Genomic DNA, 24,728 nt, shown 5'->3' with positions numbered 1-24,728 from the left:
TTTCACTCTGCAATGGCGCGTTTGCGGGCTTCGATTTCGCCAACGATACGGATGTACATCTTTTCGTTGAGATCGTAGAAACAGCCCATCGCAATAATGGTGACGACTGCCAGTGCACACGGATAAATAAAGATGAGCTGCCGTAACCCCTCGACCGTTCCCGCCGACTGTACCACGTTGGGCACATAGCCGATTTGGGTCAGCATCCACCCCGGGAAGAAACCTGCCAGCGCCTGCGAAACCTTACGGAAGAAGGTAAAACCGGTATAAACCGTTCCTTCAGAGCGCACGCCGGTACGCCATTCACCGTATTCCACCGTGTCGGAGACCAGCGCCCAGTTCAGGCTGTTCACAAACGCGGAACCGAAGAACGCCAGGCAGGAGAACGCGACAAAGCTGACCGACCCTCCGCCGAAGAAGTAGTTGAGCAGATCCCCTGCGACCCAGATTAGCAGGCCGCCGATATAAACCTTTTTCTTGCCGAAGCGGCGGACCATCCCCGGCATTAAAAAGACGCCGATGAAAATACATCCCATGCTGAAAAAGCCCATCCACGACAGCAAAATCGGATCGTTCAGCACGTACTGGGTGTAATAGACCTGGATAGCCAGCTTGACGTTGAACGCGCCGAGCGTGCAGAGGTTGGCAATACACAAAATGAACAGCGGACGGTTGCCGGCGATGGCGCGAAATGACTGCAGTAAGCCGGGTTTCTGTGCCGCGTCGACGGGTTTCACTTCGACATAGCGCTCTTTTACCCCGGCATAGCAGCACCACATAAAGAACAGTCCGCACAGGGAAAACAGCGTCGCGGCGAAGATATAGCCCAACTGCGAATTGCCTTCGATCAGATTCATCACTGGCACAAAGCCGACGGTGCACAACAGCAGGCCGAGCGTCGCGCCGCCCTGCCGCCAGGCAGCGAGCGAAGCGCGTTCATCCGGGTTTTTGGTAATGGCAGGCACCATTGCCCCGTAGGAGCAGTTCATCATGCTGAAGAACAGCCCGTAGAGCATGAACAGTACGGTCGCCATTACCGTTTTACCGGTGATTTCAAACGGCGTACCGACAAAATTAGCAATAGCCAGCAGGGTCACCGGAAACGCGGCATACATCACGAAAGGTCGGAATTTCCCTTTTGGACCGATTTTACGTCGTGAATCGAGCATAATACCGGTTCCCATATCGGTAAACGCGGTAAAAAACTTGGCGATAAGGAAAATGATGCCACCATACGTGCCCGGCAAACCGAGGACATCGGTATAAAACTTAAGTAAATAGAGGGTACCGATATCCAGAAGGATATTGGAGCCTAAATCACCTATCCCGTAGGCGAGTTTTTCCTTAAAAGGCAAGCGTAGGGTTGCCGGATTGGTTATGTTTTGACTCATGATAATCTCTCGTTTACCCGTGAGTTTTCCCCACGGGCGAGCCTTATTAGATGTGGCGTAAAGATGCAAACAGCGACGCCCACTCACTTTTCGCGCGATAAAAGACCGGCGGTTTGCCCAACGGCGCGTCCACGGTTACCTCGCCACCACGGTGGGTTTCACCGGTCCAGAGGTTCACCCAGCCATCCTCTGGCAGGTAGAGCATCCAGTTGTGGCGCCCCTGCTCATGCACGGGTGCGACCAGCAGATCCTGTCCCAGCAGGTACTGGTATTTCAGGGTGTAGGTGTGCGCATCGTTTTCGTAATGCAGGAACAGCGGACGCATAACTGGCAGGCCGGTTGCGGCGTTTTGCGCGACGGCTTGTTTGAGATACGGCTTCAGGGTGGTGAAGATGGTCGTCATTCTGGCGAAATGGGCAATGGTTTCGCCATCGCCGTCAAACTGCCAGTTATCACCGGGACGGTTACCTTCATGGGTACGCATCATCGGCGTGAAGGCGCTGAAATCACACCAGCGCAGCAGCAGCTCTTTGCTACGCTTCATCTCAAACAGGGTGGTGTAGCCGCCGATGTCGCTGTGGTGCAGGCCGTGACCGGTCATGGCTAACGAGAGCGCAGCGGGGACGACGGAAGCAAGACCATCATCCAGACTCCAGTCCACGTTCTGATCGCCAGCCCACATCATGGTGGAGTACTTCTGACTGCCGGTATAACCCGCACGCATGAAGAACAGGATTTCGCCAAGCTTGCCGGTTTCCTCGAGCGCCTCGTAGTTACATTTTGCCCACAGTGCAGGCCAGGCGTTATGCATGATTTCAGCACTGACGCCGTTATGCAGAACCGTGTCGGTCGGCAGGTACTCGCCAAAGTCCGCCATCCAACCGCCGCAGCCGAGTTCGATCATATTTTTCTTGATGACGCCTTTGAACCAGCCATAGGCCGCCGGGTTGGTCAAATCAACCACGCCGCCGTAAAACTCACCAAATTCAACGAGGTAATCGTCACCCGCCGCATTTTTTGCCAGATAGCCGTGCTTTGCCGCTTCGGCGCACAGGTCTTTATCGCTGGCGACATACGGGTTGATATAAGTGAGGAATTGCACGCCTTCGGCATTCCACTGTTTGATACGGCTGTCCAGTTGCGGGTAGTTGTCACTGTTCCACTTCCAGTTCCACATCACGCGCTTACCGAATGAGGTCATGCGGATCCCGGACCAGTCCTGCGCCCAGATGCCGTTTACCTTCACACCTGCACGACGCATCGTATCCAGCTTCTTCTGGCAAACCTCGGTGCCGCCCTGAATGCCCAGCGTGACGCCATCATAAATCCAGTCCGGCAGTTCCGGCTGGCGCCCCAGCAGCGCGGTCAGTTTTTCCAGCAGTGCGATATAGCTGTCGGCGCATTCAAAACGCAGAGTAGTTTTATCCTCCCACAGCGCCAGTTCGTGATAATCCGGCGCGCTGAAGTCAAAATTCATGTAGCAACTGTTCTCAACATGACAGTAGTACTTTTGCGTACTGACAAACGTGGGCTGCGGGAAGAAAGTCCAGTAATAGTCGCCGCCAGCGTTCTCTTTGCAGTCGGCCTGCCAGGTGACGTAGCTGGTTTTGTTACGGCCCACCCCCTGCTCACTGGTCCACAGCGGGAAAGGTTTGCCGCGCAGATCGAAATAAGAAAACTGTTCGCCGCAGCCGTAGATATGATCGTCCGGGTTAGCCGCCAGCCGTAGCCAGATGCGGTTATGGTTGAGATCGTCATTGTGCAGATCCAACTGCAGGCGACCTGCCTCATCGACAGAAATAAGCAGCGTCGCATTGACGGTATCACCACGGCTAAAGCGTATCCGCCAGCCGTCGGCTGATTCGTTGATCGTGGCATCGGTCAGCGCAATTTTCTCGTTAAGCTTATCTTTAATACTGAAGTTACCGCGAAACATGTCGATATCAGCGACGCCTGCACCGACCCACAAACAGGGGTTTTCTGCCGTATGGCGTAAGATCACACGCTGCCGATAACGTAATGCAAAACCATCAATAATTTTTTCGACCTGGACAAAGGATAAATGTCGGGTTTGCGTACTCATATAAAACACTCCATGAATTTGGGAACGCGAGCACAGTAATGGATTATGGTTTGCTATTTTTCATTCGCTTTACATCGTTACGCGCGACCGTCAGGTAGCGCGTAAAAAGATAACTCGTATTATTTTTCGGCATCCGCTTTACGGATCTCCGCTATTTTTTTACCCAGCAATAAATGTAATACCGCCAGCAGGACAAAAGGTGGCAGGAGCGCAGTGAGCGCGGAAATACCCATTGCCCCTTTAATTAGCATGGCACCTGAAGCGATCAACAATAAAAATACCAGAGTACGGAATACTTTTACTGAAATACGTTTATGCACATACTGTCCCACCAGTGAACCGAGGATCATGGTAGGAATACAGAAAACGACCAGTTTAAACGTTGAGATTGTCAATATTCCACTGGTTGCCAGACCGCCAACCACGGCAATATTATTCGCCGTAAAGAACGCATTCAACGTACCGCGAAAAGCCGCCGGGCCTAAATTACGTAACATGCCGTACATCACAACCGGCGGTCCATTTGTGGAGAAGGCGGCCCCCAGCGCACCCGCGACAGCGCCCAACGGCGCAGCAATCCAGCGCCGGTCATAAACGGGCAGGCGAGGAATAAACATGCTGTAGAATGAATAGAGGATCAGAAACCCACCCAGTCCAATTTTCATGATGTGATCGGGCAGGTAAGACAGCGCGTACAGGCCAACCGGGATCCCAAGAAATGAGAAACCGATCAGTACCGCCGCCGAACGCCAGTCGGTCTCTTTACGTGACAGCCAGGTGGCATAAATGGCCGTCGCCGTACCGACAATAACGGAAAGCGGAGTCGCCATTTTAACCGGCAGCATCAGAGTGATGAGCGGCATGGTAGTTAATCCGCCACCAAAACCTGCACATATCCCCACAAAGGTATAAAGAAACATTAATGCAATGACGGTATAGACAACCTGGTTATCCAGCATCACGCCATCGGGAGTAAATAAAGTAAAGAAATCCATCGTCATTCCTTCATTATCAAATAAAGCTTCAAAATGTGACCCCGTTTTTTTAATTCCGGAGCGGTGAGCTTTTTACATTAAATGCGTTATTACACTGCTGTTTTTCCTCGAATATTAAAAAATAACTGATGTTGTTCTTCTGGTTTGAGTAATATTAAATCTGTTCCAGAGTTAAACGCATTTGGCGGGCAACTCATAGGTTCGACCGCTAATCCCTGACGGTTTAATTTTTCACCACTGTAAACCTGTAACCACGGCTGATCGGAAAATAGACTGACAGACAGTGCCTGTTGTTGATGAATCATCTGCATTTCCCACGGACTACCGTGAGTTCTGAAGGTATGATCGATTTGTTTATCACCGACGGCGCGCAGGATGGAGTAGTCCAAATCCATTTCTTCAACGGGATATAACGTCGTGGGGTTCGCCTGGGCATCGACGGCAAAAACCTGCTTCGCCGGAAGGTGCAGCATACAGTCATCAACAGGCGCTAAGTTGCAGGTTAAATAGGGATGGATCCCGACGCCGTAGGGTGCAGGTCGTTTACCCCTGTTTTTACTGACGATGGTGACCGAAAGCCCCGTCTCAGCATCCAGTGAGTAGATAACCTGAGACATCAACGTGAAGGGGTAACCATAGCTGGGCGGTAAAAACAGCGTCAGAGTGGCCCTTGTCGCCGTCAACGCCTCAATCTGCCAGTCGCGCCAGGCGAGCAGGCCGTGAATGGCGGCCTGAGAACTGTGCTCATTGATCGGTAACTGGTAGTCCTGCCCCTCATACTGATAGCAACCGTTGGCAATACGATTAGGCCAGGGGATCAACACCTTGCCCAGATGAGCCAGCGGCATCTCTTCTGGGTTATGCGGTATGACCAGATGTTTGCCCTGCCAGGTCAGTTCGGCAAGACCTGCACCGACAGAAACAATCTGCGCCCGGTAATCACCCGCAGCGAGTAAAATCGTATTCCCACTACTTTGCATATATATCACCTGTCTATGAGAGCCCCTTCGTGAACAACGGCACAGGCAACGTTCGCATGTTGCTATGCCGTATTTCTCAGGCGGATTTATTTCGCATTAATATCCAACAGGCCCGCGGCAACGGCAGGTGCCAGACCTGGCGCTAACGGGATGCGCGGAATGACCAGACAGTGCAACAGGTGATAAATATCCTGCTTACCATCCCACACCCGAGTGGTGACCTTGTTGTCCGCATCCAGTTCCTGCCACCAGGAGCCATTTTCGTAATCCATCAGGTATTTAATGCAGTAGTCCCACCATGTCTGATACCAGGTTTCGTACTGGCGATCGCCCGTTACCGTATACAGCGCATAGGCAGTGCCCATCGCTTCCACAATGGGCCAGCGCACACGTTCACGAACAATGGGTTTGCCATCCCAGCCAACGGTGTACACGATGCCGTCAGCCCCATCGGGTGCCCAGGCATCACGAATGGTGGCGTGGAAGAGACCTTTCGCGTCTTCCAGCAACCAGGCAGGAGGCTGTTCGCATCGAGCTTCTAACGCGGCGTGGATGTGCAGCATCAGGCGGCCCCATTCAATCCAGTGGCCTGGGGTGCCGCCATAGGCACGGAAACGGTGGGCAGGGTTGTCTTTGTTGTAATCGCGGACCGGGTTCCAGTTCACGTCGAAATGCTCATTGACGCGGTATTCCCCTTTGCGGGCGACATCGTGAATGATGACCGAGGCAATGCGGATAGCACGATCCAGCCATTTTTTGTCATGGGTGACGTCGTAAACAATCAGGAAGGCTTCGACGGCGTGCATATTGGCATTGCCGCCGCGATAGTCTTCGGTTTTGCTGAACGCCTCATCCCAGGATTCCAGACACATTTGCTCTTCTTCACTCCAGAAGTATTTCTCAATAACTTCAATGGTGTAATCGAGCAGTTTCCTGGCCTCAGGATGTCCGGTAGTGACCGCGCTGGCAGCGCCCAGTAGCGCAAAAAAGTGTTGGTATCCCTGCTTGGACGCATCCACAACGCCTTCGTCATTCACACAGGCGTACCAGCCACCGTATTTTTTGTCCCGCAGCGCGCCGTTCATGGCGTTGATGCCGTGATCGACCAGGGCGTAGGCGCCCGGTCTGCCCATTGCGGAGGCTACGGAATAGACGTGCAGCATGCGTGCGGTGATCCACAGATGCGTGCCCATCTCTTCTTTGATTTGTCCCTTGTTACCCAGCCAGCCGAATCCGGTGGGTACCGCCGCATTCTTACCAAAATTGAAGATGCGGTCAGTTTCTTGTTCCAGCCAGCGGTTGTGGCTCATTGTGTTAAACCATTTCATTCTTTGCTCCTCGTATCGTATTAACGGCGGCGGGCCATCATTTCATCGACAATTTCACCTAAGCGTTGCAATTTAGGTGCAGAAACATCTCGCAGCATCAGCTCGCTGTCCGGCAGGCCAACCACTGAAGACCAGACCGCACGACCGGCCAGGAAGCCGGAAGCGCCTGCGCTCATCGCGACGCTGACCGCACGTGGAAACAGCTTTTCGTCAACGCCGGAAGAGAGAATGACCCACGGCATGTTGATGTGTTCGTTCAGGTGCTGAGAGGCACTGAGCAGGGCTTGCTGTGTGCCTTTACCGTGCAGTGGCATTTCAACCTTGTAGAGATCGGCGCCGCTGTCGCCCAATTCTTTGGCGGCATCGATAATTGCCTGTTCGCGATCGAAGTTATCTCCGCGACGGGGCGGGCGGACCACCGGTTCGATGATGCTCAACAGGCCATTGGCATGGCACAACGTATTGAACTCTTTCACCATCGCCAGACGTTGCTGCGCGTCTTCATCACTGCGCCAAAGCACCAGCAGCTTTAAGGCTTTCGCACCATCCTGCTTGACGGCCTGCGGATTGATGCTTTTATCAATCACCACGCTATCGACGGGAATGCCGTTGCCCGGGATGAAGGCGTCGGCGGCGACAATCATGCCGCAGCTTTTGGCGACGGCTTTTTGCTCCACTGCCTGGCGGTAACAGAATTGTTGGTCCAGCAGGATCGCGGAGGCATACGGCGAGAGAATTTTTGCAGCATTGACTTTGAAATCCGTGAGATGTTGATCGGTGACCGGCGTTGGCGCGCCTGCTGCGGCAAACATCAGGCGCATCGCTTCACGCTGGTCAACGGCCAGCATGGCGAAACCGCCGGAAGGTCGGGTGATATCTTTCAGGGTGTACGTGGTCATTCTTCAGTCCTTTTACCTGTCAATGGTGGTTTTTCAGTCCGGCAGTAGTGCGAACCTGTTCGAGAATGGCGGTCCAGTCTTCCCGCCCACGGCCAGCGGCTCGCGCCTGGTTATAAACTTCCCTGGACGCCGCGCCGAGCGGCATAGGAACGTGCAGTTGATTGGCGACATCCAGCGCGATACCAAGATCTTTATGGGCCAGGTCGATCATGAAGGCCGGTGAAAGATCGCCCTTCAGCACTTTGTTCGGCCACGAGGTGGTGAAGTGGCCTTTTCCGGCAGGCGTCCCGCTCATGACCTGTAGCGCTACATCGAAGGAGAGGCCCAGTGCTTCACACAGTACGGCGGCTTCGGCTGACAGGGCATTTAGCGCGATGCTCATGTAGTTGTTAATCAACTTCACGCGGATCCCCATTCCCGGACCGCCGGCGTTAATCAACTCATTCCCCATCGCCATCAGCACCGGCGTGGCGCGCTCGACCTGGTCCGGCGTGCCGCCTGCCAGCAATAGCAATGTGCCAGCAACGGCGTGATCGGAGGTCCGCCCGACCGGTACATCCATCATGGCGAAACCTTTGGCGCGCAGGTCGGCAATCAATTTGTCGGTCTGCAAGGGATGGATGGTTGACATATCGATCACCAGCGCCTGCGGGGAGAGGCTTTCGCAAACACCGTCTTCACCCAACAACACGCGGCGAACCAGATCGCCATTGGGCAGCATCGTGATGACAAACTCAGCGCCTTGCGCGGCCTGTGCTGGAGAGCAAGCGGGTTGCGCCCCTTTTTCGACCAGACGTTGTACGGCATCGGCGTTAACGTCAAAAACGCTGAGTTGGTGACCCTGCCTGAGCAGGTTGCTCGCCATCGGGGAGCCCATCTGCCCTAATCCGATAAATGCTATTACTGCCATATCGTTCTCCTGAGACGGTGATGTCATTTTTTGTCATTTCAGATCGGTTGTTTTTGTCTGTTTTTGATCGTATTTGTAATTTATGGTCAAAAAATTGACAGCCGTCACTTTTTAAACATTTAGTGAAATTAAAATAGCCTCATCCCAACATGCTTAAGGAACGACCATGATTCGTATTGCTTGTGTAGGTATTACCGTGCTGGATCGCATCTATTACGTAGAAACGTTACCGACAGAAGGCGGTAAATATGTGGCGCATCGCTATACCGAGGTCGGCGGTGGGCCGGCCGCGACAGCCGCGGTGGCGGCGGCGAAGTTAGGTGCGCAGGTAGACTTTATTGGCCGCGTGGGTGATGACGACACCGGAAACCGTCTGCTGTCGGAGCTGGAATCCCTGGGGGTCAATACCCGCTACACCCGGCGCTATGCCGGCGCGAAGTCGTCACAGTCGGCCATTACGGTCGACGCTCACGGGGAGCGAATTATCGTCAATTTCCCGAGCCCCGATCTGCTGGCGGAGGCAGACTGGCTTAACGACATCGACTTTTCCCAGTGGGATGTGGTACTGGCGGACGTCCGCTGGCATGAAGGGGCAAAACAGGCATTTACGCTGGCGCGTCAGGCGGGCGTGAAAACGCTGCTGGATGGCGATGTGACGCCGCAGGACATTAGCGAGCTGGTGGCATTAAGCGATCATGCCGCATTTTCGGCCCCAGGTTTGGCGCGTCTGACCGGTATCAGTGAGGTCGCCAGCGCATTAAAACAATCACAAACGCTCACAAATGGACATGTCTACGTCACGCAGGGGCGCGAAGGGTGTTACTGGATAGAAGATGGCATGCTGCAGCACCAGGCCGGTTTTGCGGTGGATGTGGTAGATACGACCGGGGCAGGCGATGTTTTTCACGGTGCACTGGCATTTAGCCTTGCGTCAGGCAGCGAACTAAAAGACGCTGTCAGATTCGCCAGCGGCGTTGCAGCGCTAAAATGCACCCGACCCGGTGGGCGCGCAGGAATCCCTGACTGTGATCAAACCCGATCTTTTCTGTCACTTTTTGTATAAAATGCAGGGCAATGGTTTTTTGAGGAATTTTCATGAGTTTTACCGAACTGACCGGTAACCCACGGCACGATCAGTTGCTGTCGCTCATAGGTGAGCGCGGGTATATGAACATTGATGAACTGGCGGCTTTACTGGATGTCTCCACACAGACGGTACGCCGTGATATTCGTAAATTAAGCGAGCAGGGGTTGATCACCCGTCATCACGGGGGGGCCGGTCGCGCGTCCAGCGTCGTTAATACTGCCTTTGAGCAACGTGAAGTCTCATGGACGCAAGAGAAAAAAGCCATCGCGGAAGCGGTGGCTGACTATATTCCAGATGGTTCAACGGTGTTCATCACCATTGGTACCACCGTGGAGCAGGTGGCGCGGGCATTGTTGAACCACAATCATCTGCGCATCATCACCAACAGCCTACGGGTTGCGCATATTCTCTATAACAATCCCCGCTTCGAAGTGATGGTTCCCGGTGGAACGCTGCGGCCACATAACAGCGGTATTATTGGTCCTTCTGCGACCGCGTTTGTCGGCGATTTCCGGGCGGACTACCTCGTTACCAGCGTGGGGGCGATAGAAAGTGATGGGGCGATGTTAGAATTTGACGTCAATGAAGCCAGCGTGGTGAAGACCATGATGGCCCACTCCAGGCATATTCTGCTTGCTGCCGACCATACGAAATACCACGCCTCAGCAGCGGTTGAAATTGGCAATATCTCTTCCGTGACCGCATTGTTTACGGATGAACTTCCCGGTCCGGCGCTCCATACGCTTCTCCAGTCTAATCAGGTGGAGATTGTACAGGTGAGCCCAGACCAGGATGATAGTGTTTCTGCGTAACAGTCCCCTTTTGAATAAACCGCCGTTTCAGGCGGTTCTTATCACAAAAAATAGAAATAGCTAAACATCCTGGTATGATGTGTAAAATTCCTAAAGCCTGCGTAATTTATCATTGTGTGCCTTTAATTCTTCTTGATTTATAAGCCTTTTTAACCTTCTGCATTCATTTTTTTATCTGTTTAAAAAAACATCCAGGAATAGTGCGAATAAATTGATGGTCTTTTATTAATTTGCCTTTTTCGTCAACTGAAGCCCCGTTGACATGATATTTGAATAATTGTATTAATCGCGCAAAGGAAAAATTTAATAATTTTAAGGTAAGTGAATCTTTAATTTTTAAAGATGAACAGACCCGCTTTGCCTTTTAATTAAATTATTTTTTGCCGCGTCTTTTATGCTCTTATCCGAAAAAGAGTGGTACGGAAAAGGTATTCCTATGAAAACACAAAAAATGAAATGCAAAACACCCTCACCAGGGAAATTGGCACTCTGTATCGCGAGTGCGCTGGCTCTGGGGAGCCTAAGCGGACAAGCGATTGCTGCGGGATGTAGTTACACGACTACGGCCCAATTTTTCTGTGACGATCAGACGATTTACTATAATGGTAACCCGCTGTTGTCAAATAGCCGCGACTACACGTCATTTGACGAAGTCTTAATTAATACAAGCCAGAATGGCATAACCACGCCTTTGCAAGGTTGGGGTGTATACCTTGATAGTACGGGTTATAAATTTAAAAATCTGGTCATTAACACGACTGGCTCGGAAGCGGATGGGATCCACTCTAAAAACGCCGGCGGTCGATTAGAAGCAGAAAATATTACCATTACGACGACCGGAACGAGTTCTGATGGGATAAACCTCGGTCGTGAGCTTTCAAGTGCTTATTCTGTTGTCGAAGTTAGCGGCAATGTTTCTGTCGACGCTTCAGACGGCATGGGGCTGCGTGCCAATATCTCCAGAGCAAACACTAGCGCGTATTCTTCAATTATTGTTCACGGCGATGCTGATATCGTTACTCGCGGTAGCGGTGGCATGAACTCCGGATACGGGATTTATGCGGGTAAAGACCTCGGTGACCTATTCGGTAGTGCTGCGGGGATCGCCGATGTCACAATCGGTGGAACCACAACCATTACGACTTCCGGTACAAATGCTTATGGGGTTTACGCCGGGCGAAAAGGTGAAGTTAACCTCAATAACCTGGATGTTACTACCACTAATAGTGGGGCGCATGGCATCTATGCTTCCGCCAGTAGTGATTTCGCCACGGTGAATCTGGGGGGAAACACGGCTATTGATGCTACAGGCAACAACGCTTACGCGATGTATGCCTATCAAAGTAAAGCACTCATTCGCTCCTGGGATAAGGCAACAGATACTGCAGCTTCAGGCGTCTATGACATTAAAGGTAATCTGTACGCGCGTTCAAGCGGCGTTATTGACCTGACCATGGATGACGGTAGCCAATTCGTCGGTAGCGCCAACTCTTCACAACTGGAAAACACGGCTTCTTATCGTGCAACCATTAATCTGGATATGAAAGGGGCCAGCAGCGAATGGAAAATGACCGGAAACTCCGTCGTTTCTAACCTGACGCTGGATCAAGCCACGTTGCGCTACAGCCCTGACGGCGTTTCTCGCGACGATGCAACCACCTTCAAAACGCTGACTGTTGTGGGCAACTATATCGGTACCAACGCACTGTTAGTGCTGAACACGGTGCTGGAAGGCGATACTTCCCTGACGGATAAACTCGTCGTCCAGGGCGATACCTCTGGCAACACCAAAGTGGGCATCAACAACATTGGTGGTGCCGGTGAACTGACCGTCGACGGGATTAAAATCGTTGAAGTCGCCGGAAACTCTGACGGTACCTTTACGAAATCAGGGCGTATCGTCGCCGGCGCGTATGACTATGACGTGGTGAAAAAAGCCAGTGACTGGTATCTGACCAGTGAACTGTCACCGGTGGACCCGCCGCCTGTTGATCCACCACCTGTCGATCCAGAACCTGAGCCCGATCCCGATCCCGCGCAGCCAGACCCAGAGGATCCTCCTGGACCGCCAGTATACCCGGGCCCCGTCGAACACCAGTATCGCCCTGAGTTTGGGAGCTACCTGGCGAACAACTATGCGGCCAATACCCTGTTTATCACCCGTCTGCACGACCGTCTGGGTGAGACGCAGTATACCGACATGCTGACCGGCGAAGAAAAAGTCACCACCATGTGGATGCGTAATGTCGGTGGCCATAATCGCTTCACTGACGGCAGCGGACAGCTGAAAACCACCGCTAACCGTTATGTTCTGCAGTTAGGTGGCGATCTGGCGCAGTGGAGCAGCGACGGCCTCGATCGCTGGCATCTGGGCGCTATGGCGGGTTATGCCAACCAGAAAAGTAAAACCCATAACAGCTACACGGGCTATGCGTCCCGTGGACAGGTAGACGGTTACAGCGTGGGTCTGTATGCCACCTGGTATGCAAACGAAGCGGATAAGACCGGGACCTATCTGGACAGTTGGGTGCTGTACAACTGGTTTGATAACACCGTGCGCGGCGATCATCTGGCCAGTGAAAACTACAAATCCGACGGTATCACGGCGTCTGTTGAAGGGGGTTATAGCTTCCTGGTCGGGGAAAGTGAAAATAAAACCTACTGGATCCAACCGAAAGCGCAGGTTATCTGGATGGACGTGCAGGCTGATTCACACCGTGAACACAACGGGACTCAGGTGAAAGACAAGACTGACGGTAACCTGATGACGCGCCTTGGTGTCCGTGCTTACCTGAAAGGTCACGCGGAGAAAGATGCCGATAAAGGTCGTGATTTCCAACCGTTTATTGAAGCGAACTGGATCCACAACACCAATAACCAGACCGTACAGATGGGCTCTATTAAGGATGAAATCAGCGGGACGCGTAACATTGGTGAGCTGAAGGTGGGCATCGAGGGGCAAATCAATCCTCGTCTGCAAGTGTGGGGTAATGTTGCGCAGCAGGTAGGTGACAACAGCTATAGCGATACCTCCGCGATGCTCGGGGTGAAATACAGCTTCTAAGAAACCGATAAATATCACACCAGAACAAGGCGATGCTGTAAGGGCATCGCCTTTTTTTCCGTCATCTTTCCCTGACGGGCACATAGTCAAAACGCCCCTTTCCCGCTACAGTTATTCATCCACGGCAAGTAAGGAGAGGGACATGCTCTATATCTTTGATTTAGGTAATGTGATTGTCGATATCGACTTCAACCGCGTATTAGGTACCTGGAGCGATCTGAGCCGTGTGCCGCTGGCGTCGTTAAAGCAAAGTTTTACGATGGGTGAGGCCTTCCATCAGCACGAACGAGGCGAAATCACCGACGAAGCGTTTGCCGAGGCCCTTTGCCATGAGATGGATCTGTCGCTGAGCTACGAGCAGTTTTCTCACGGCTGGCAGGCCGTTTTTGTCGCGCTGCGACCTGAGGTTATCGACATCATGCAGAAACTGCGTGAACAGGGACATCGCGTGGTCGTCCTGTCGAATACCAACCGGCTGCATACAACATTTTGGCCAGACGAATATCCGGAGATTCGCCGGGCGGCGGACCATATTTATCTGTCGCAGGATCTGGGTATGCGAAAGCCGGAGACGCGGATTTATCAGCATGTTCTACAGCAAGAGGGTTTTTCAGCGAGCGATACGGTCTTTTTTGACGACAACGTCGATAATATAGAAGGGGCCAACCAGTTGGGGATAACCAGCATTCTGGTGACCGATAAAACCGTCATCCCGGATTATTTCGCGAAGCTGTTATGCTAAAAACGGTACATCAAAAAGCCAGGCATCATACCCGACCGATATGGGCCTGGCTGAAACTCCTCTACAAGCGCATTGATGAGGACAACATGACGACGCTGGCAGGGAATCTTGCCTATGTTTCGCTGCTCTCATTAGTGCCGCTGATCGCCGTCGTATTTGCACTTTTCGCCGCTTTTCCAATGTTTTCTGATGTCAGTGTCCAGCTGCGCCACTTTATCTTTGCCAACTTCATCCCGGCAACCGGTGATGTGATTCAACGCTACATCGAGCAGTTTGTTGCCAACTCCAACAAAATGACGGCGGTAGGGGCCTGCGGGTTAATCGTTACCGCGCTGTTGTTGATGTATGCCATTGATAGCGCGCTGAATACTATCTGGCGCAGTACGCGCGTGCGGCCAAAAGTGTACTCCTTTGCCGTGTACTGGATGATTTTGACGCTAGGACCATTGCTGGCAGGGGCCAGCCTGGCGATCAGTTCGTATCTCCTCTCATTACGTTGGGCCAGCGATCTCAATACGGTCATCGATGATGTATTGCGCCTCTTTCCGCTGATCCTCTCCTGGCTCTCATTCTGGCTCCTCTACAGCGTGGTGCCGACCACGCGCGTACCGAATCGTGATGCGATTGTCGGCGCCTTTGTTGCTGCGGTACTGTTCGAAGCAGGAAAGAAAGGTTTCGCGCTTTATATCACCATGTTCCCGTCATATCAGCTTATTTACGGCGTGTTAGCGGTGGTGCCCATTTTGTTTGTCTGGGTGTACTGGACGTGGTGTATCGTCTTGCTTGGCGCGGAAATAACTGTCACTCTCGGGGAATACCGCAAACTTAAACAAGCCGCAGAACAAGAAGAAGCAGACCAACCATGATTGCATTAATTCAGCGCGTAACCCGTGCCAGCGTCACCGTGGAGGACGAAGTGACGGGTGAAATTGGCTCAGGACTTTTAGTGTTGTTGGGTGTCGAAAAGGATGACGACGAGCAGAAAGCGAATCGCCTGTGCGAACGCGTGCTCGGCTACCGTATTTTTAGCGATGCCGAAGGCAAGATGAACCTGAACGTGCAACAGGCGGGCGGGAGCGTGCTGGTGGTGTCACAATTTACGCTGGCGGCGGATACCGAACGCGGCATGCGTCCGGGGTTTTCTAAAGGGGCGACGCCGGAGCGGGCGGAAGCCCTGTACGACTATTTCGTCGAACGCTGCCGCCAACAGGAAATGAACACGCAGACCGGACGCTTCGCTGCGGATATGCAGGTTGCGCTGGTGAATGATGGCCCCGTGACGTTCTGGTTACAGATATGAATCAGCTTCCGGCGTGGCCGCGGGTAACAAGAGAGAGTACAGCTATGTATCACCTTCGAGTACCGCAAACAGAAGAAGAATTAGAGCGTTACTATCAGTTTCGCTGGGAGATGCTGCGCAAGCCGCTGCATCAGCCGAAGGGGTCCGAGCGTGATGCCTGGGACGCGATGGCGCATCACCAGATGGTGGTGGATGAAGAGGGTAATCTGGTGGCCGTCGGGCGTTTGTACATCAATGCCGATAATGAGGCTTCTATCCGCTTCATGGCCGTCGATCCGACCGTGCAGGAGAAGGGGTTGGGTACGCTGATGGCGATGACGCTGGAGTCCGTCGCGCGTCAGGAAGGCGTCAAACGGGTGACCTGTAGCGCACGGGAAGATGCGGTTGAATTCTTCGCCAAACTTGGGTTTGTCAATCAGGGTGAAATCACCACGCCACAAACCACGCCGGTTCGCCACTTTTTGATGATCAAACCGGTTGCCTCGCTCGATGACATCTTGCATCGCGGCGACTGGTGCGGACAACTGCAGCAAGCGTGGTATGAACACATCCCGCTGAGCGAGAAGATGGGTGTGCGCATTCAGCAGTACACCGGGCAGAAATTTATTACCACGATGCCAGAGACGGGCAATCAAAATCCGCACCACACGCTGTTTGCCGGGAGCCTGTTTTCACTGGCCACGCTGACCGGTTGGGGGCTTATCTGGCTGATGCTGCGCGAGCGCCATCTCGGGGGCACGATTATTCTGGCCGACGCCCATATCCGCTATAGCAAACCTATCAGCGGCAGGCCCGCAGCGGTTGCCGATCTCGGCTCTTTGAGCGGCGATCTTGACCGTCTGGCGCGGGGGAAAAAGGCGCGTGTCCAGTTGCTGGTGGAGCTATCAGGAGACGAGACCACCGGCGCCATTTTTGAAGGTACCTACATTGTCCTGCCCGCCAGACCGTTTGGCGCCTATGAAGAAGGCGGAAACGAAGAAGAGTAGGGGGAAACCCCCCTCTTTATTTGATAACGTTTTTTGTGCGCTGAATACCAATCCGCCAGGCAATATCCTGCATTGCGCTGCGCGCCGCATGGCTGATGCCTGCTAGCTGGAAAAACCCGTGAATCACGCCGAGATAGCGCTGGCAGGTGCAATCGACGCCTTGTGTCGTAAGTCGGTGATACAAAAGTTCACCTTCGTCGCGCAGCGGATCAAATTCAGCGGTGATGATGTGCGTGGGCGGTAAGCCGCGGAGATCGTCTCGCCAGAGTGGGCTGGCTTCGGGGTGTTGGCGTTCAGTATGGGGCAAATACATCTCATATCCGGTAAGCAGCGTATCGCGGGTAATGATGTAGTCCAGACCATTGCGGATATAGCTTTCACATTTTGCGGTCGCGTCAAGCATCGGGTAGATCAGTACCAGTTGTGCTGGCTGCCATTGCGTCGCAGCCTTCAGGCGCAATGCCGTTACCAGCGCCAGGTGTCCGCCCGCACTGTCCCCGGCAAGCGTGATGCGCTCGCGTTCAACGCCAAGTTGTTCTGCGTATTGCCAGATCAGGTTGGCGCCTTTTTCGGCATCGTCATGCGCTGCCGGAAACGTGTGTTCAGGCGCGAGGCGGTACTGCACGGCAATAACCCGGCAACCGCTGGTATACGCCAGTTGCCGCAACTGATTATCGTGGGTGGCGAATCCGCCGCTGACGAAACAGCCGCCGTGGTAGTAGATAACACAGGGCAGGGAGCCTGACGCGTGGCGCGGTGATACGACGCGCAACGTCATCCCCTCCAGCTCAACATCGCTGACCTCTACACGCGTTTCAGTCTCTCCGGCCAGCACGGTACTGGCGATATAGCCCGCTCTCCGGTCATCAATACTTTGCCGACGCGCTGAAGGGCGCCCCGCCGCGATGAATTCCTCGACCTGTTGTGCGATACCGTTTTCAAGCGCCATTTTCTTAATCCCTTAAATCTGTATGAATATACAGTGTTATAACCTGGTTTTTCGTGAAAGAGAATGGTGGATTTTGGTCAGGGTGAAATTCTGGAAAGCGCCTCGCAAAAGGAAAAGTCACTGCGGGGATCACTTTTTTCCTGCTTGTCGACGGTGTATGTTGTTTGAAAAATATTCGCCACTGATATACTGGAGGTATATGTGAGCACAATGGCTGGAATGGACATGGGCAGAATATTACTCGACTTATCCGATGAGGCGATCAAACGCCTTGATGATCTCAAGCAGCTGCGGAATCTGCCGCGTGCGGAGCTGCTGCGCGAAGCAGTGGAACAGTACCTTGAAAGGCAAGGCCAGGCTGAAACCATGATTTCCAATGCGCTAGGAATCTGGCAAGGCTGTGAAGAAGATGGCGTTGAGTATCAGAAGAAGTTGCGCGAAGAATGGTAATGCACAAGAAACCCGTGCTGTTCGATACCAATATCCTGATTGATTTATTTAGCGGTCACCAGGAAGCGCAGCGAGCACTGGACGCGTATCCGCCGCAGAATGCCATCAGCCTGATCACCTGGATGGAAGTGATGGTGGGAGCAAAAAAATACCATCAGGAATATCGCACGCGCGTGGCGTTGAGTGCGTTCAACATCATCGGCGTTTCACAGGAAATTGCTGAGCGAAGCGTGAATCTCAGGCAGGAATATGGGATGAAACTTCCGGATGCAATCATTCTTGCCACCGCGCAGATTCATCGGTTTGCACTTGTGACGCGCAACACCCGAGATTTTGCAGGGATCCCTGGCGTCATCACGCCTTATCAGTTGCAGGCCGGACGGTAAGCACCGTCCGGCATCACGTGTTAAAGGCGTTTACTCCCCTTCTCCCGGGAACAGGAACGGGTTGATGGAACTGCGGGCGAAGCCTTCTTGCTCCATGCGCGCGTCCAGGACCAGCGACGCGAGGTCGTCGGCGACGGCTTCCACTTTCGGGTCTTTTTCCTGATAGAGGATCTTCAGGTAGGTCCCGCAGTCACCACAGCTTTCGGCTTTGACAGCCGCCTGCTCATTGTCCAGTGACCAGTAGTGCAAGTCGCGGCTTTGCTCGCAGTTGCTGCATTTAACACGAACCACATGCCACTCGGTTTCGCAGAGGTTGCAGTGCAGATAGCGCAGCCCCTGGGTGGTGCCAATTTGCACCATGCTGGAGACCGGCATCGAGCCGCACACCGGGCAGTACTGACGTTGTTCGCCGTATTCAGCGCGAGCTTTACCTGGGATCAGACTGGCCATTTGCGCCCAGTACAGCGACAGCGCGGCCCAGATGAACGGGGCCTTATCACTGCTAACAGAGGCGAAATCAGAGGCAAACAGGGCGCTGGCCATCTGCTCCAGCTCCTGTTCGGAGGCTTTTTCCAGATTCTCGATCACCGCCAGCGCAGGGCCGCTCATCTCTGGTTTCAGTTCGGCGATCAGCGAGTGCAGCAGTTTTTGCCAGTGCTTATCGCGCGGCAGAACGTGGATATCCAGCGGCGGTTTACCCTGATCGTTGGCTTCTTTGATGCGTGCGGTCAGATCCATCTGCAATGGATGGTCATACAGCACCACTTCCTGGGCATGGGCGATCAGCGCAGCAAAGCGCAGGTAATCTCCCAGCGGGTTGTTCTCAGCCAGTTCGCGCAGACGTTCGGCACGACGGTTATACAGGTTTTTGAGCCGGGGGAATAATAACGGTGGAATCATATCCGTCGCGCGCTTCTCGCTCTTTTCCAGCTCATCTTGCGGGATGATACGAATGCTCATTCAGTCACTTCCTGGTTAGGCAGATTTAGCTATGTGTAATCCGCTCTGTGAATTGGCGGGCATTTCGCGCCCGCTCTGGTGAATGTCATTAATGATAACCGCAATCGGCCTGCAGGTTATACCTGTGACATCGCAATGTGTGCGTTACGATACCTGATATCGATACCCCAGACCATGCACCGTTCGGATTAGCTGCGGGTGATTGGCATCCCGTTCGATGACTTTACGTAGCCGGGAAATGTGCTGATCCAGCGTGCGGCTATTGGGCAAATAGTCGTATCCCCACGCCGCATCGAACAGCATATCGCGCGTAACCACCTGATTTTGATGACGCTCCAGGCAGCTTAAAATGCGTACTTCCCGTAGTGTCAGTTCCAGCTTTTGCTCGCCGCGCCAGGCGCACAGTTCATTCGGGAACACCGTAAGGTCGCCAAACGCAAAGCTGAGGTTAGGCTGGGTGGCGTTATGGTTCAAACAGCGACGGGCGATCGTTTTTATCCGCGCCCGCAGTTCATGAATGCCAAACGGTTTGCTGATGTAGTCATCCGCCCCCAGTTCCAGCCCTACAACCCGGTCGATCTCTTCATCTTTGGCGGAGAGAAACACGATGGGAATGTGTTCATTTTGGCGGCGAATTTCCCGACAGACCGTGTAGCCATCCATTTCGGGCATCATGATGTCTAACAGCACGAAGTCCGGTTTGTCCCGGTGATAACTCTCCAGCGCTGCGCGTCCGTCCGGTGCGGCAATGAGCGAATAACCTTCGCGCGACAGCGCATCCACCAGGCCCTGGCGGATGTTGGCATCATCTTCTGCAATCAGTATCTTCATGTTTGCATCCCTGAGGTAGCGTAAGGGTAAAACGGACGCCAGGCTCTTGTGCTGTTACCTGAATCTTGCCGCGCAGGCGCTGCGCCAGTTGGCAAGCGATGGTTAGCCCAATACCGGTACCCGAAACGCCTTCGGTAATGGAGGATTTGACCCGATAAAACGGGCGAAATATCAGGGGCATTTCGTTCTCTGCAATGCCGGGACCATAGTCGCGAACGGCGATCTCCACGTTTCCCGCGACGCTTTCAACGGTCAGATCGACGCGCTGACCTTGCGAAGCGTATTTTTCGGCATTACTCAAAAAGTTGCTGACAATTTGCGTGATCACGTCGCGATCGCTGTGCAATGTCAGATTCTCAGGGCAGGACAGTTGAATCGTCATCCCTTTTGCCTGCAATGCGGGCGTAAAGATCTGCGTGATTTCTGTCATCAGGCGAGGGATATCGACCGCCTGAAGATGCAGTTTCGGCGCGCGCGTAAAGGTCAGGATATTCTGGATAAGCCGCGATAACCGCTGACCTTCCTGAGTGATCACATCCACATAGCGTCGCTCGTGCGTTTGTTCATCATCCAGCCCTTCGCGCAGCAGTTCGGCATAGAGCGTGATGTTGGTCAGCGGCGTTTTCAGTTCATGCGATACCTGGCTGACAAAATCAACCTGCTGGCGCGCCTGCCGCGCCGTGCGGGTATATTCCCGCCACAGCGAGAAGCCCAGCAGTGCGACGGCAACCAGCAGCAGGACGACTAGCGCACCGCCCCACAGCCAAATGTGCCAGAGCGGCGCGTTGACACCGTAAGCGCTGACTTGCCACGTTGTAAGCGGATACTCCAGCGTGCGGGAGTCCAGTAAGGTGAGCCGGCGTAAATCCGCCGGCGCGTTCTGATAAAGCTGACGGCCGTTTTCCGTCACCCGGACAATCTGCTGCGGGTCTTCCAGATTCACCTGAATGCCGTTCGCCATATCCATCATCAACTGTACCCAGGAGAGGCGAAAGCCGACGATCGCCCCGTCTTTCTGCCGCCAGTAAATCAGCAGAGGTTCCTGCGTCTCAAAGCTAATAAACCAGCCGGCCTGCGGCGTGTCCTGCTCGCTGTGCGCCATGTGGCTGGCAAGTTGGCTGGGATCGTTGACCAGGGGGTTGAGCAAGCGTACCCACTCTTTATCCTCGTTGCTCAACGGCTGACGTTCATCGGGGTAGAGGAGATGATTTTTCCGCAGGATAAAGACGTCGGCAATGTCGCTGTCGTTCTCTTTGAGCGCGCTGAGGGTCACGACGTCAGCAGGGTCGATAAAATCGCCGATCGCATGCAGACGTGAGGCTTTTTGCTGCAGGATATTTTCGATACCCGTGGCAACGCTGGCCGTCTGTGATTTCGCCAGGGTCTGGGTCTGGTACTGGCGCAACAACACTTCATGTTCCAGGGTGCGAACGCCCAGGTAAGCAAGCAGGATAAAAAACATCAACGTGATGACGAGATAAATCGGCTTGCGTCTGAGCATCCAGCACTCCTTGTGGATCAGTTCGATTTCGAACTCTGGTTTTTGGTTTTATAGCTCTGTTCTTTCAGCGATTTACGAGAAGCTTCTTTGCTTTCGCTTTCCATTCTGTCCAGCAGCTTAAGATTTTCCTCTGCGCTCTCCTGCGCCTTCATTCTGGCGGCCGGAGCGCTAAGCGGTAACGCGCTGAGCGTACTGGAGTTTTCACGCAGGATCGCTTTTGCCTCGTCCATTTTGCCTTCATCTATGAGCTGTAACGCCTGCTCATTCTGAATGGCGGATTTTTGAATGGCGGAATCGACGACCACATCTTCCACCTGCGCTTTCTGAACATCGCTGGCAGAGGCGGTATAGCTGACGGCCATCTTGTCATCCCAGCGCTCTTTCTGTCCGGTGGCGAGGTTGTTGTAGCTGACGTTAACCTCGGCAAGCGGCTTGCTCTGTGCGGCGTTGCCTTTGGCCGGCAGCACCTCCAGCATGACATATTTCTCCTGGTTGGCGTAAAGCTGGTTCAGTTTTACGGTAACCGTGTTGTCGCGGATTTCACCCTCACGCCCCAGCAGGCGCAACGGCTTAACGTTGTCGGCGACGTTAATTTGCACCACCACATCCTGAGCGACGACGGACATCACATCGCCAAACTCATGGGCAAATGCCTTCTCCAGCGCATCGGTGTTTTGCACGAACACGTGGTTGCCATCGCTGTACTGGGCAATCGCCGCCATCAGATCTTCATTGTAGCCTTCACCGATGCCCATCGTCGTGATAGCAATCCCTTTGCGGGCGGCAATTTTACCCAGCTCCGCCAGTTCGCTGGTGGAGGAGGGACCGACGTTCGCCTGACCATCAGACAGCAGGATGATGCGGTTAACATGGGCTTTATCGAGGAATTTACTGGTTTCTTTGATGCCGCGACTGACCCCGGCAAACAGCGCGGTGCCGCCGCGAGCGGTCAGCCGTTCACGAATTTGGCTGATAAGCTTCGCTTTGTTGCCGACTTTGGCCGCAGGCACAATGACATCCACAACGTCGTCATAAATCACTACCGAGAGTGTGTCCTGAGCGCTTAGGGTGTTCACCGCCATGACGGCGGCTTCTGTGGCCTGTTCGATGCGGTCGCCGCCCATAGAACCGGAACGGTCAATCACCAGCGCGAGGTTGATCGGGCTGCGTTTGGTGGCGTTGAGGGGGAAGCCTGTCAGCGAGATTTTCAGGTAGTTTTTGTCCTGGCTATTTTCCAGCACCAGCGGAGAAGCCAGTTCAGATTTAATGGCCACTTTTGGCGCAGGCGGCTGTGCCGACGTTGTTGTCGCAAGCAGACCTAATGTCAGGACTGCGAAGAGGTGTTTGAGATTCACGGTACGTCTCCTTGTCTTAAGAATCGACTCCATTCTTATGCGACCGCAACGCCGGTTGGTCTGTTATCTGTATAAAGTTGTCAAAAAGTTGTCAAAACCGCACGATACCCCTAAAAAATAACGCCGGATGCAAAGGCATCCGGCGCTACGTTGTTGACTCGCGAACCGCCTCTGCTTACGGCTGGGTCTTATCCTGCTTTTCGCGAACTTCACGATACCAGCGCGGGTGATGCTTCTTCGCCCAGGCGCCGGTTACCCAACCTTCCACCATTGCCGTAATGGTGCCTTTTACCCACAGCGCGGCGTAAATATGCACCATGATAACCACAATCAGCGCGACGGCGGCAAATGAATGCAGCATTAACGCGAAGCGGATCACCGGAATGGAGAACGCTGGCGCAAAGTACGGACGCCAGATGATCACACCGCTCACCAGTAGCAGCACCAGGAAGATAATCGCCGCCCAGAACACGCATTTCTGACCGAAGTTATACCGCCCGGTGTCGCCCACCTCTTCATTGACGACAATCTTGCGGATGTTCTTCGCCCAGAAGATGTCGTCCCGGTTGATCAGGTTGTGGTGCCAGTAACGGAAGAACATGATGATGAACGAGGCAAACATGATGACGCCTACGAACGGGTGCAGAATACGCGCCAGTTGCGGTGTCCCCATGATTTGCATCAGCCAGTTGAAGGACGGGAAGAAGAATCCCAGCCCGCTCACCGCCGCCAGCACGAAGCAGAAGGCGGTGACCCAGTGGTTGATGCGTTCCGGCGCCGTGTAGCGCACGATGGTGTCACGTTTTTTCATTTGCGCACCTCATCGTCTTTCTCTTCATGCAGGTTGTTTTCTTCCTCATCCGCACGGTTCGGACCGACACCGACATAGTGGAAGATGCTGGCCGCAAAGGTCGCAGCAAAGCCGACCGCTGCAAGAGGCTTCCAGATCCCTTTCCAGAATTTCACGGTAGCGCTGATTTCCGGGTTCTCCGGCAGACCGTGATACAGATTCGGTTTGTCGGCATGGTGCAGCACATACATCACGTGCGTTCCCCCAACGCCCGCCGGATCGTACAGGCCTGCATTGTCGTAACCACGGGTTTTCAGCTCCGCCACGCGCTCGCCTGCCAGCGTTTTCATATCCTCTTTAGAACCAAAGTGGATAGCACCCGTTGGGCAGGTTTTCACGCAGGCCGGCTCCTGGCCGACGTTCACGCGGTCAACGCACAGCGTACATTTGTAGACGCGGTTGTCTTCCGGGTTTAGTCGCGGCACGTCGAACGGGCAACCGGCGATGCAGTAACCACAGCCGATGCACTGCTCGGACTGGAAGTCGACAATCCCGTTAGCATACTGAATGATAGCCCCTTCCGCCGGACATGCCTTCAGGCAGCCCGGATCGGCGCAGTGCATACAGCCATCCTTGCGGATCAGCCATTCCAGTTTGTCGTTCTGCTCTACTTCCGAGAAGCGCATCACCGTCCACGATTTGGCGGTTAAGTCCGCCGGGTTGTCATACACCCCGACGTTGCTACCGATTTCATCACGGATGTCGTTCCACTCTGAACAGGCCACCTGACAGGCTTTACAGCCGATGCAGGTGGTGACGTCGATGAGCTTCGCCACCTCTTCCTGATGGTCCCGCGCACGCGGCGCGGGGGTGAAACCGTTAGTCGCGGAACGACGGATAATGTCTTGCGATTGATAAGCCATAAGTCG

General features: G+C 53.7%; 23 protein-coding genes. 9 read left to right on the top strand and 14 right to left on the bottom strand.

Features of this window, described 5'->3' with window-relative positions; translation table 11 throughout:
- Positions 1-2: 2 nt before the first annotated feature.
- From OGY35_RS12645 to yihU, 7 genes are all read right to left on the bottom strand, one after another.
- Positions 3-1,391, bottom strand: coding sequence for an MFS transporter (locus OGY35_RS12645; RefSeq protein WP_286632436.1), 1,389 nt, complete (start codon positions 1,389-1,391; stop codon positions 3-5).
- A 46-nt stretch (positions 1,392-1,437) separates the two neighbouring features.
- The gene (locus OGY35_RS12640) at positions 1,438-3,474 is read right to left on the bottom strand and encodes an alpha-glucosidase (protein ID WP_286632435.1); all 2,037 of its coding nucleotides are present in this window, start codon (positions 3,472-3,474) and stop codon (positions 1,438-1,440) included.
- 119 nt (positions 3,475-3,593) lie between these two features.
- The gene (locus tag OGY35_RS12635) at positions 3,594-4,469 is read right to left on the bottom strand and encodes a sulfite exporter TauE/SafE family protein (RefSeq protein WP_286632434.1); all 876 of its coding nucleotides are present in this window, start codon (positions 4,467-4,469) and stop codon (positions 3,594-3,596) included.
- An 89-nt stretch (positions 4,470-4,558) separates the two neighbouring features.
- Positions 4,559-5,449 carry an aldose-1-epimerase gene (locus OGY35_RS12630; RefSeq protein WP_286632433.1) on the bottom strand — a complete coding sequence of 297 codons (891 nt, stop codon included), beginning with the start codon at positions 5,447-5,449 and terminating at the stop codon, positions 4,559-4,561.
- Positions 5,450-5,535: 86 nt separating this feature from the next.
- Positions 5,536-6,777, bottom strand: a complete 1,242-nt coding sequence (gene yihS, locus OGY35_RS12625) for a sulfoquinovose isomerase (RefSeq protein WP_286632432.1) — start codon at positions 6,775-6,777, stop codon at positions 5,536-5,538.
- A gap of 20 nt (positions 6,778-6,797) precedes the next feature.
- On the bottom strand, positions 6,798-7,676 hold the full coding sequence (gene yihT / locus OGY35_RS12620) for a sulfofructosephosphate aldolase (protein ID WP_152401055.1): 879 nt from the start codon (positions 7,674-7,676) through the stop codon (positions 6,798-6,800).
- A 19-nt stretch (positions 7,677-7,695) separates the two neighbouring features.
- Positions 7,696-8,586 carry a sulfolactaldehyde 3-reductase gene (gene yihU, locus OGY35_RS12615; protein WP_286632431.1) on the bottom strand — a complete coding sequence of 297 codons (891 nt, stop codon included), beginning with the start codon at positions 8,584-8,586 and terminating at the stop codon, positions 7,696-7,698.
- A 166-nt stretch (positions 8,587-8,752) separates the two neighbouring features.
- Here yihU and OGY35_RS12610 point away from each other — a divergent pair, with 166 nt between their 5' ends.
- From OGY35_RS12610 to fabY, 7 genes are all read left to right on the top strand, one after another.
- Entirely contained in the window at positions 8,753-9,649 is an 897-nt protein-coding gene (locus tag OGY35_RS12610) for a sugar kinase (protein WP_286632430.1), read from the top strand.
- 32 nt (positions 9,650-9,681) lie between these two features.
- Positions 9,682-10,485 (top strand): DeoR/GlpR family DNA-binding transcription regulator, encoded by an 804-nt coding sequence (locus OGY35_RS12605; protein WP_152401061.1) that lies wholly within the window; start codon positions 9,682-9,684, stop codon positions 10,483-10,485.
- A 436-nt stretch (positions 10,486-10,921) separates the two neighbouring features.
- Positions 10,922-13,549 (top strand): autotransporter outer membrane beta-barrel domain-containing protein, encoded by a 2,628-nt coding sequence (locus OGY35_RS12600; RefSeq protein ID WP_286632429.1) that lies wholly within the window; start codon positions 10,922-10,924, stop codon positions 13,547-13,549.
- Positions 13,550-13,691: 142 nt separating this feature from the next.
- Positions 13,692-14,291 (top strand): glucose-1-phosphatase, encoded by a 600-nt coding sequence (yihX, locus tag OGY35_RS12595; RefSeq protein WP_152401064.1) that lies wholly within the window; start codon positions 13,692-13,694, stop codon positions 14,289-14,291.
- Positions 14,285-15,157, top strand: a complete 873-nt coding sequence (locus OGY35_RS12590; RefSeq protein ID WP_152401066.1) for a virulence factor BrkB family protein — start codon at positions 14,285-14,287, stop codon at positions 15,155-15,157. Before yihX ends, OGY35_RS12590 begins: the two co-directional genes overlap by 7 nt.
- Positions 15,154-15,591 (top strand): D-aminoacyl-tRNA deacylase, encoded by a 438-nt coding sequence (dtd, locus tag OGY35_RS12585; protein ID WP_152401068.1) that lies wholly within the window; start codon positions 15,154-15,156, stop codon positions 15,589-15,591. Before OGY35_RS12590 ends, dtd begins: the two co-directional genes overlap by 4 nt.
- Positions 15,592-15,635: 44 nt before the next feature.
- Entirely contained in the window at positions 15,636-16,577 is a 942-nt protein-coding gene (gene fabY / locus OGY35_RS12580; protein WP_152401071.1) for a fatty acid biosynthesis protein FabY, read from the top strand.
- A gap of 16 nt (positions 16,578-16,593) precedes the next feature.
- Here fabY and OGY35_RS12575 read toward each other — a convergent pair whose 3' ends face one another.
- Positions 16,594-17,526 carry an alpha/beta hydrolase gene (locus OGY35_RS12575; RefSeq protein WP_286632428.1) on the bottom strand — a complete coding sequence of 311 codons (933 nt, stop codon included), beginning with the start codon at positions 17,524-17,526 and terminating at the stop codon, positions 16,594-16,596.
- Between the two features lie 210 nt (positions 17,527-17,736).
- Between OGY35_RS12575 and OGY35_RS12570 the strand changes: the two genes are divergently transcribed.
- Positions 17,737-17,976: a ribbon-helix-helix domain-containing protein gene (locus OGY35_RS12570; protein WP_152754542.1), complete on the top strand. Its 240-nt coding sequence runs from the start codon at positions 17,737-17,739 to the stop codon at positions 17,974-17,976.
- Positions 17,976-18,362: a type II toxin-antitoxin system VapC family toxin gene (locus tag OGY35_RS12565; RefSeq protein ID WP_152401079.1), complete on the top strand. Its 387-nt coding sequence runs from the start codon at positions 17,976-17,978 to the stop codon at positions 18,360-18,362. The genes OGY35_RS12570 and OGY35_RS12565 overlap by 1 nt, the downstream gene beginning before the upstream one ends.
- A gap of 30 nt (positions 18,363-18,392) precedes the next feature.
- Here the strand turns inward: OGY35_RS12565 and fdhE are convergent, their stop codons facing one another.
- The 6 genes from fdhE to fdoH all read right to left on the bottom strand — a co-directional run bounded on the left by fdhE (position 18,393) and on the right by fdoH (position 24,722).
- On the bottom strand, positions 18,393-19,322 hold the full coding sequence (fdhE, locus tag OGY35_RS12560; protein ID WP_046493134.1) for a formate dehydrogenase accessory protein FdhE: 930 nt from the start codon (positions 19,320-19,322) through the stop codon (positions 18,393-18,395).
- Between the two features lie 144 nt (positions 19,323-19,466).
- A complete protein-coding gene (locus tag OGY35_RS12555; protein ID WP_152401081.1) occupies positions 19,467-20,153 on the bottom strand; it encodes a response regulator transcription factor in 687 nt (228 codons plus the stop codon).
- Complete coding sequence (locus OGY35_RS12550) at positions 20,128-21,654, bottom strand: sensor histidine kinase (RefSeq protein WP_286632427.1); 1,527 nt, start codon at positions 21,652-21,654, stop codon at positions 20,128-20,130. Before OGY35_RS12550 ends, OGY35_RS12555 begins: the two co-directional genes overlap by 26 nt.
- Positions 21,655-21,671: 17 nt before the next feature.
- Complete coding sequence (locus OGY35_RS12545) at positions 21,672-23,009, bottom strand: vWA domain-containing protein (RefSeq protein ID WP_152401085.1); 1,338 nt, start codon at positions 23,007-23,009, stop codon at positions 21,672-21,674.
- A 175-nt stretch (positions 23,010-23,184) separates the two neighbouring features.
- On the bottom strand, positions 23,185-23,820 hold the full coding sequence (gene fdoI / locus OGY35_RS12540; RefSeq protein WP_152401087.1) for a formate dehydrogenase cytochrome b556 subunit: 636 nt from the start codon (positions 23,818-23,820) through the stop codon (positions 23,185-23,187).
- Positions 23,817-24,722, bottom strand: a complete 906-nt coding sequence (gene fdoH / locus OGY35_RS12535) for a formate dehydrogenase O subunit beta (RefSeq protein WP_152401089.1) — start codon at positions 24,720-24,722, stop codon at positions 23,817-23,819. Before fdoH ends, fdoI begins: the two co-directional genes overlap by 4 nt.
- Positions 24,723-24,728 lie beyond the last annotated feature (6 nt).

The sequence above is a fragment of the Citrobacter sp. Ct235 genome, from assembly GCF_030332305.1.
GTDB lineage: Bacteria > Pseudomonadota > Gammaproteobacteria > Enterobacterales > Enterobacteriaceae > Citrobacter_A > Citrobacter_A telavivensis.
This window is presented reverse-complemented; position numbering and strand designations above follow the sequence as displayed.

Coding starts and splice junctions, on each gene's coding strand:
- OGY35_RS12645 (WP_286632436.1), bottom strand. CDS start 1,391: ATGAGTCAAAACATAACCAATCCGGCAACCCTACGCTTGCCTTTTAAG.
- OGY35_RS12640 (WP_286632435.1), bottom strand. CDS start 3,474: ATGAGTACGCAAACCCGACATTTATCCTTTGTCCAGGTCGAAAAAATT.
- OGY35_RS12635 (WP_286632434.1), bottom strand. CDS start 4,469: ATGGATTTCTTTACTTTATTTACTCCCGATGGCGTGATGCTGGATAAC.
- OGY35_RS12630 (WP_286632433.1), bottom strand. CDS start 5,449: ATGCAAAGTAGTGGGAATACGATTTTACTCGCTGCGGGTGATTACCGG.
- yihS (WP_286632432.1), bottom strand. CDS start 6,777: ATGAAATGGTTTAACACAATGAGCCACAACCGCTGGCTGGAACAAGAA.
- yihT (WP_152401055.1), bottom strand. CDS start 7,676: ATGACCACGTACACCCTGAAAGATATCACCCGACCTTCCGGCGGTTTC.
- yihU (WP_286632431.1), bottom strand. CDS start 8,586: ATGGCAGTAATAGCATTTATCGGATTAGGGCAGATGGGCTCCCCGATG.
- OGY35_RS12610 (WP_286632430.1), top strand. CDS start 8,753: ATGATTCGTATTGCTTGTGTAGGTATTACCGTGCTGGATCGCATCTAT.
- OGY35_RS12605 (WP_152401061.1), top strand. CDS start 9,682: ATGAGTTTTACCGAACTGACCGGTAACCCACGGCACGATCAGTTGCTG.
- OGY35_RS12600 (WP_286632429.1), top strand. CDS start 10,922: ATGAAAACACAAAAAATGAAATGCAAAACACCCTCACCAGGGAAATTG.
- yihX (WP_152401064.1), top strand. CDS start 13,692: ATGCTCTATATCTTTGATTTAGGTAATGTGATTGTCGATATCGACTTC.
- OGY35_RS12590 (WP_152401066.1), top strand. CDS start 14,285: ATGCTAAAAACGGTACATCAAAAAGCCAGGCATCATACCCGACCGATA.
- dtd (WP_152401068.1), top strand. CDS start 15,154: ATGATTGCATTAATTCAGCGCGTAACCCGTGCCAGCGTCACCGTGGAG.
- fabY (WP_152401071.1), top strand. CDS start 15,636: ATGTATCACCTTCGAGTACCGCAAACAGAAGAAGAATTAGAGCGTTAC.
- OGY35_RS12575 (WP_286632428.1), bottom strand. CDS start 17,526: ATGGCGCTTGAAAACGGTATCGCACAACAGGTCGAGGAATTCATCGCG.
- OGY35_RS12570 (WP_152754542.1), top strand. CDS start 17,737: ATGGCTGGAATGGACATGGGCAGAATATTACTCGACTTATCCGATGAG.
- OGY35_RS12565 (WP_152401079.1), top strand. CDS start 17,976: ATGCACAAGAAACCCGTGCTGTTCGATACCAATATCCTGATTGATTTA.
- fdhE (WP_046493134.1), bottom strand. CDS start 19,322: ATGAGCATTCGTATCATCCCGCAAGATGAGCTGGAAAAGAGCGAGAAG.
- OGY35_RS12555 (WP_152401081.1), bottom strand. CDS start 20,153: ATGAAGATACTGATTGCAGAAGATGATGCCAACATCCGCCAGGGCCTG.
- OGY35_RS12550 (WP_286632427.1), bottom strand. CDS start 21,654: ATGCTCAGACGCAAGCCGATTTATCTCGTCATCACGTTGATGTTTTTT.
- fdoI (WP_152401087.1), bottom strand. CDS start 23,820: ATGAAAAAACGTGACACCATCGTGCGCTACACGGCGCCGGAACGCATC.
- fdoH (WP_152401089.1), bottom strand. CDS start 24,722: ATGGCTTATCAATCGCAAGACATTATCCGTCGTTCCGCGACTAACGGT.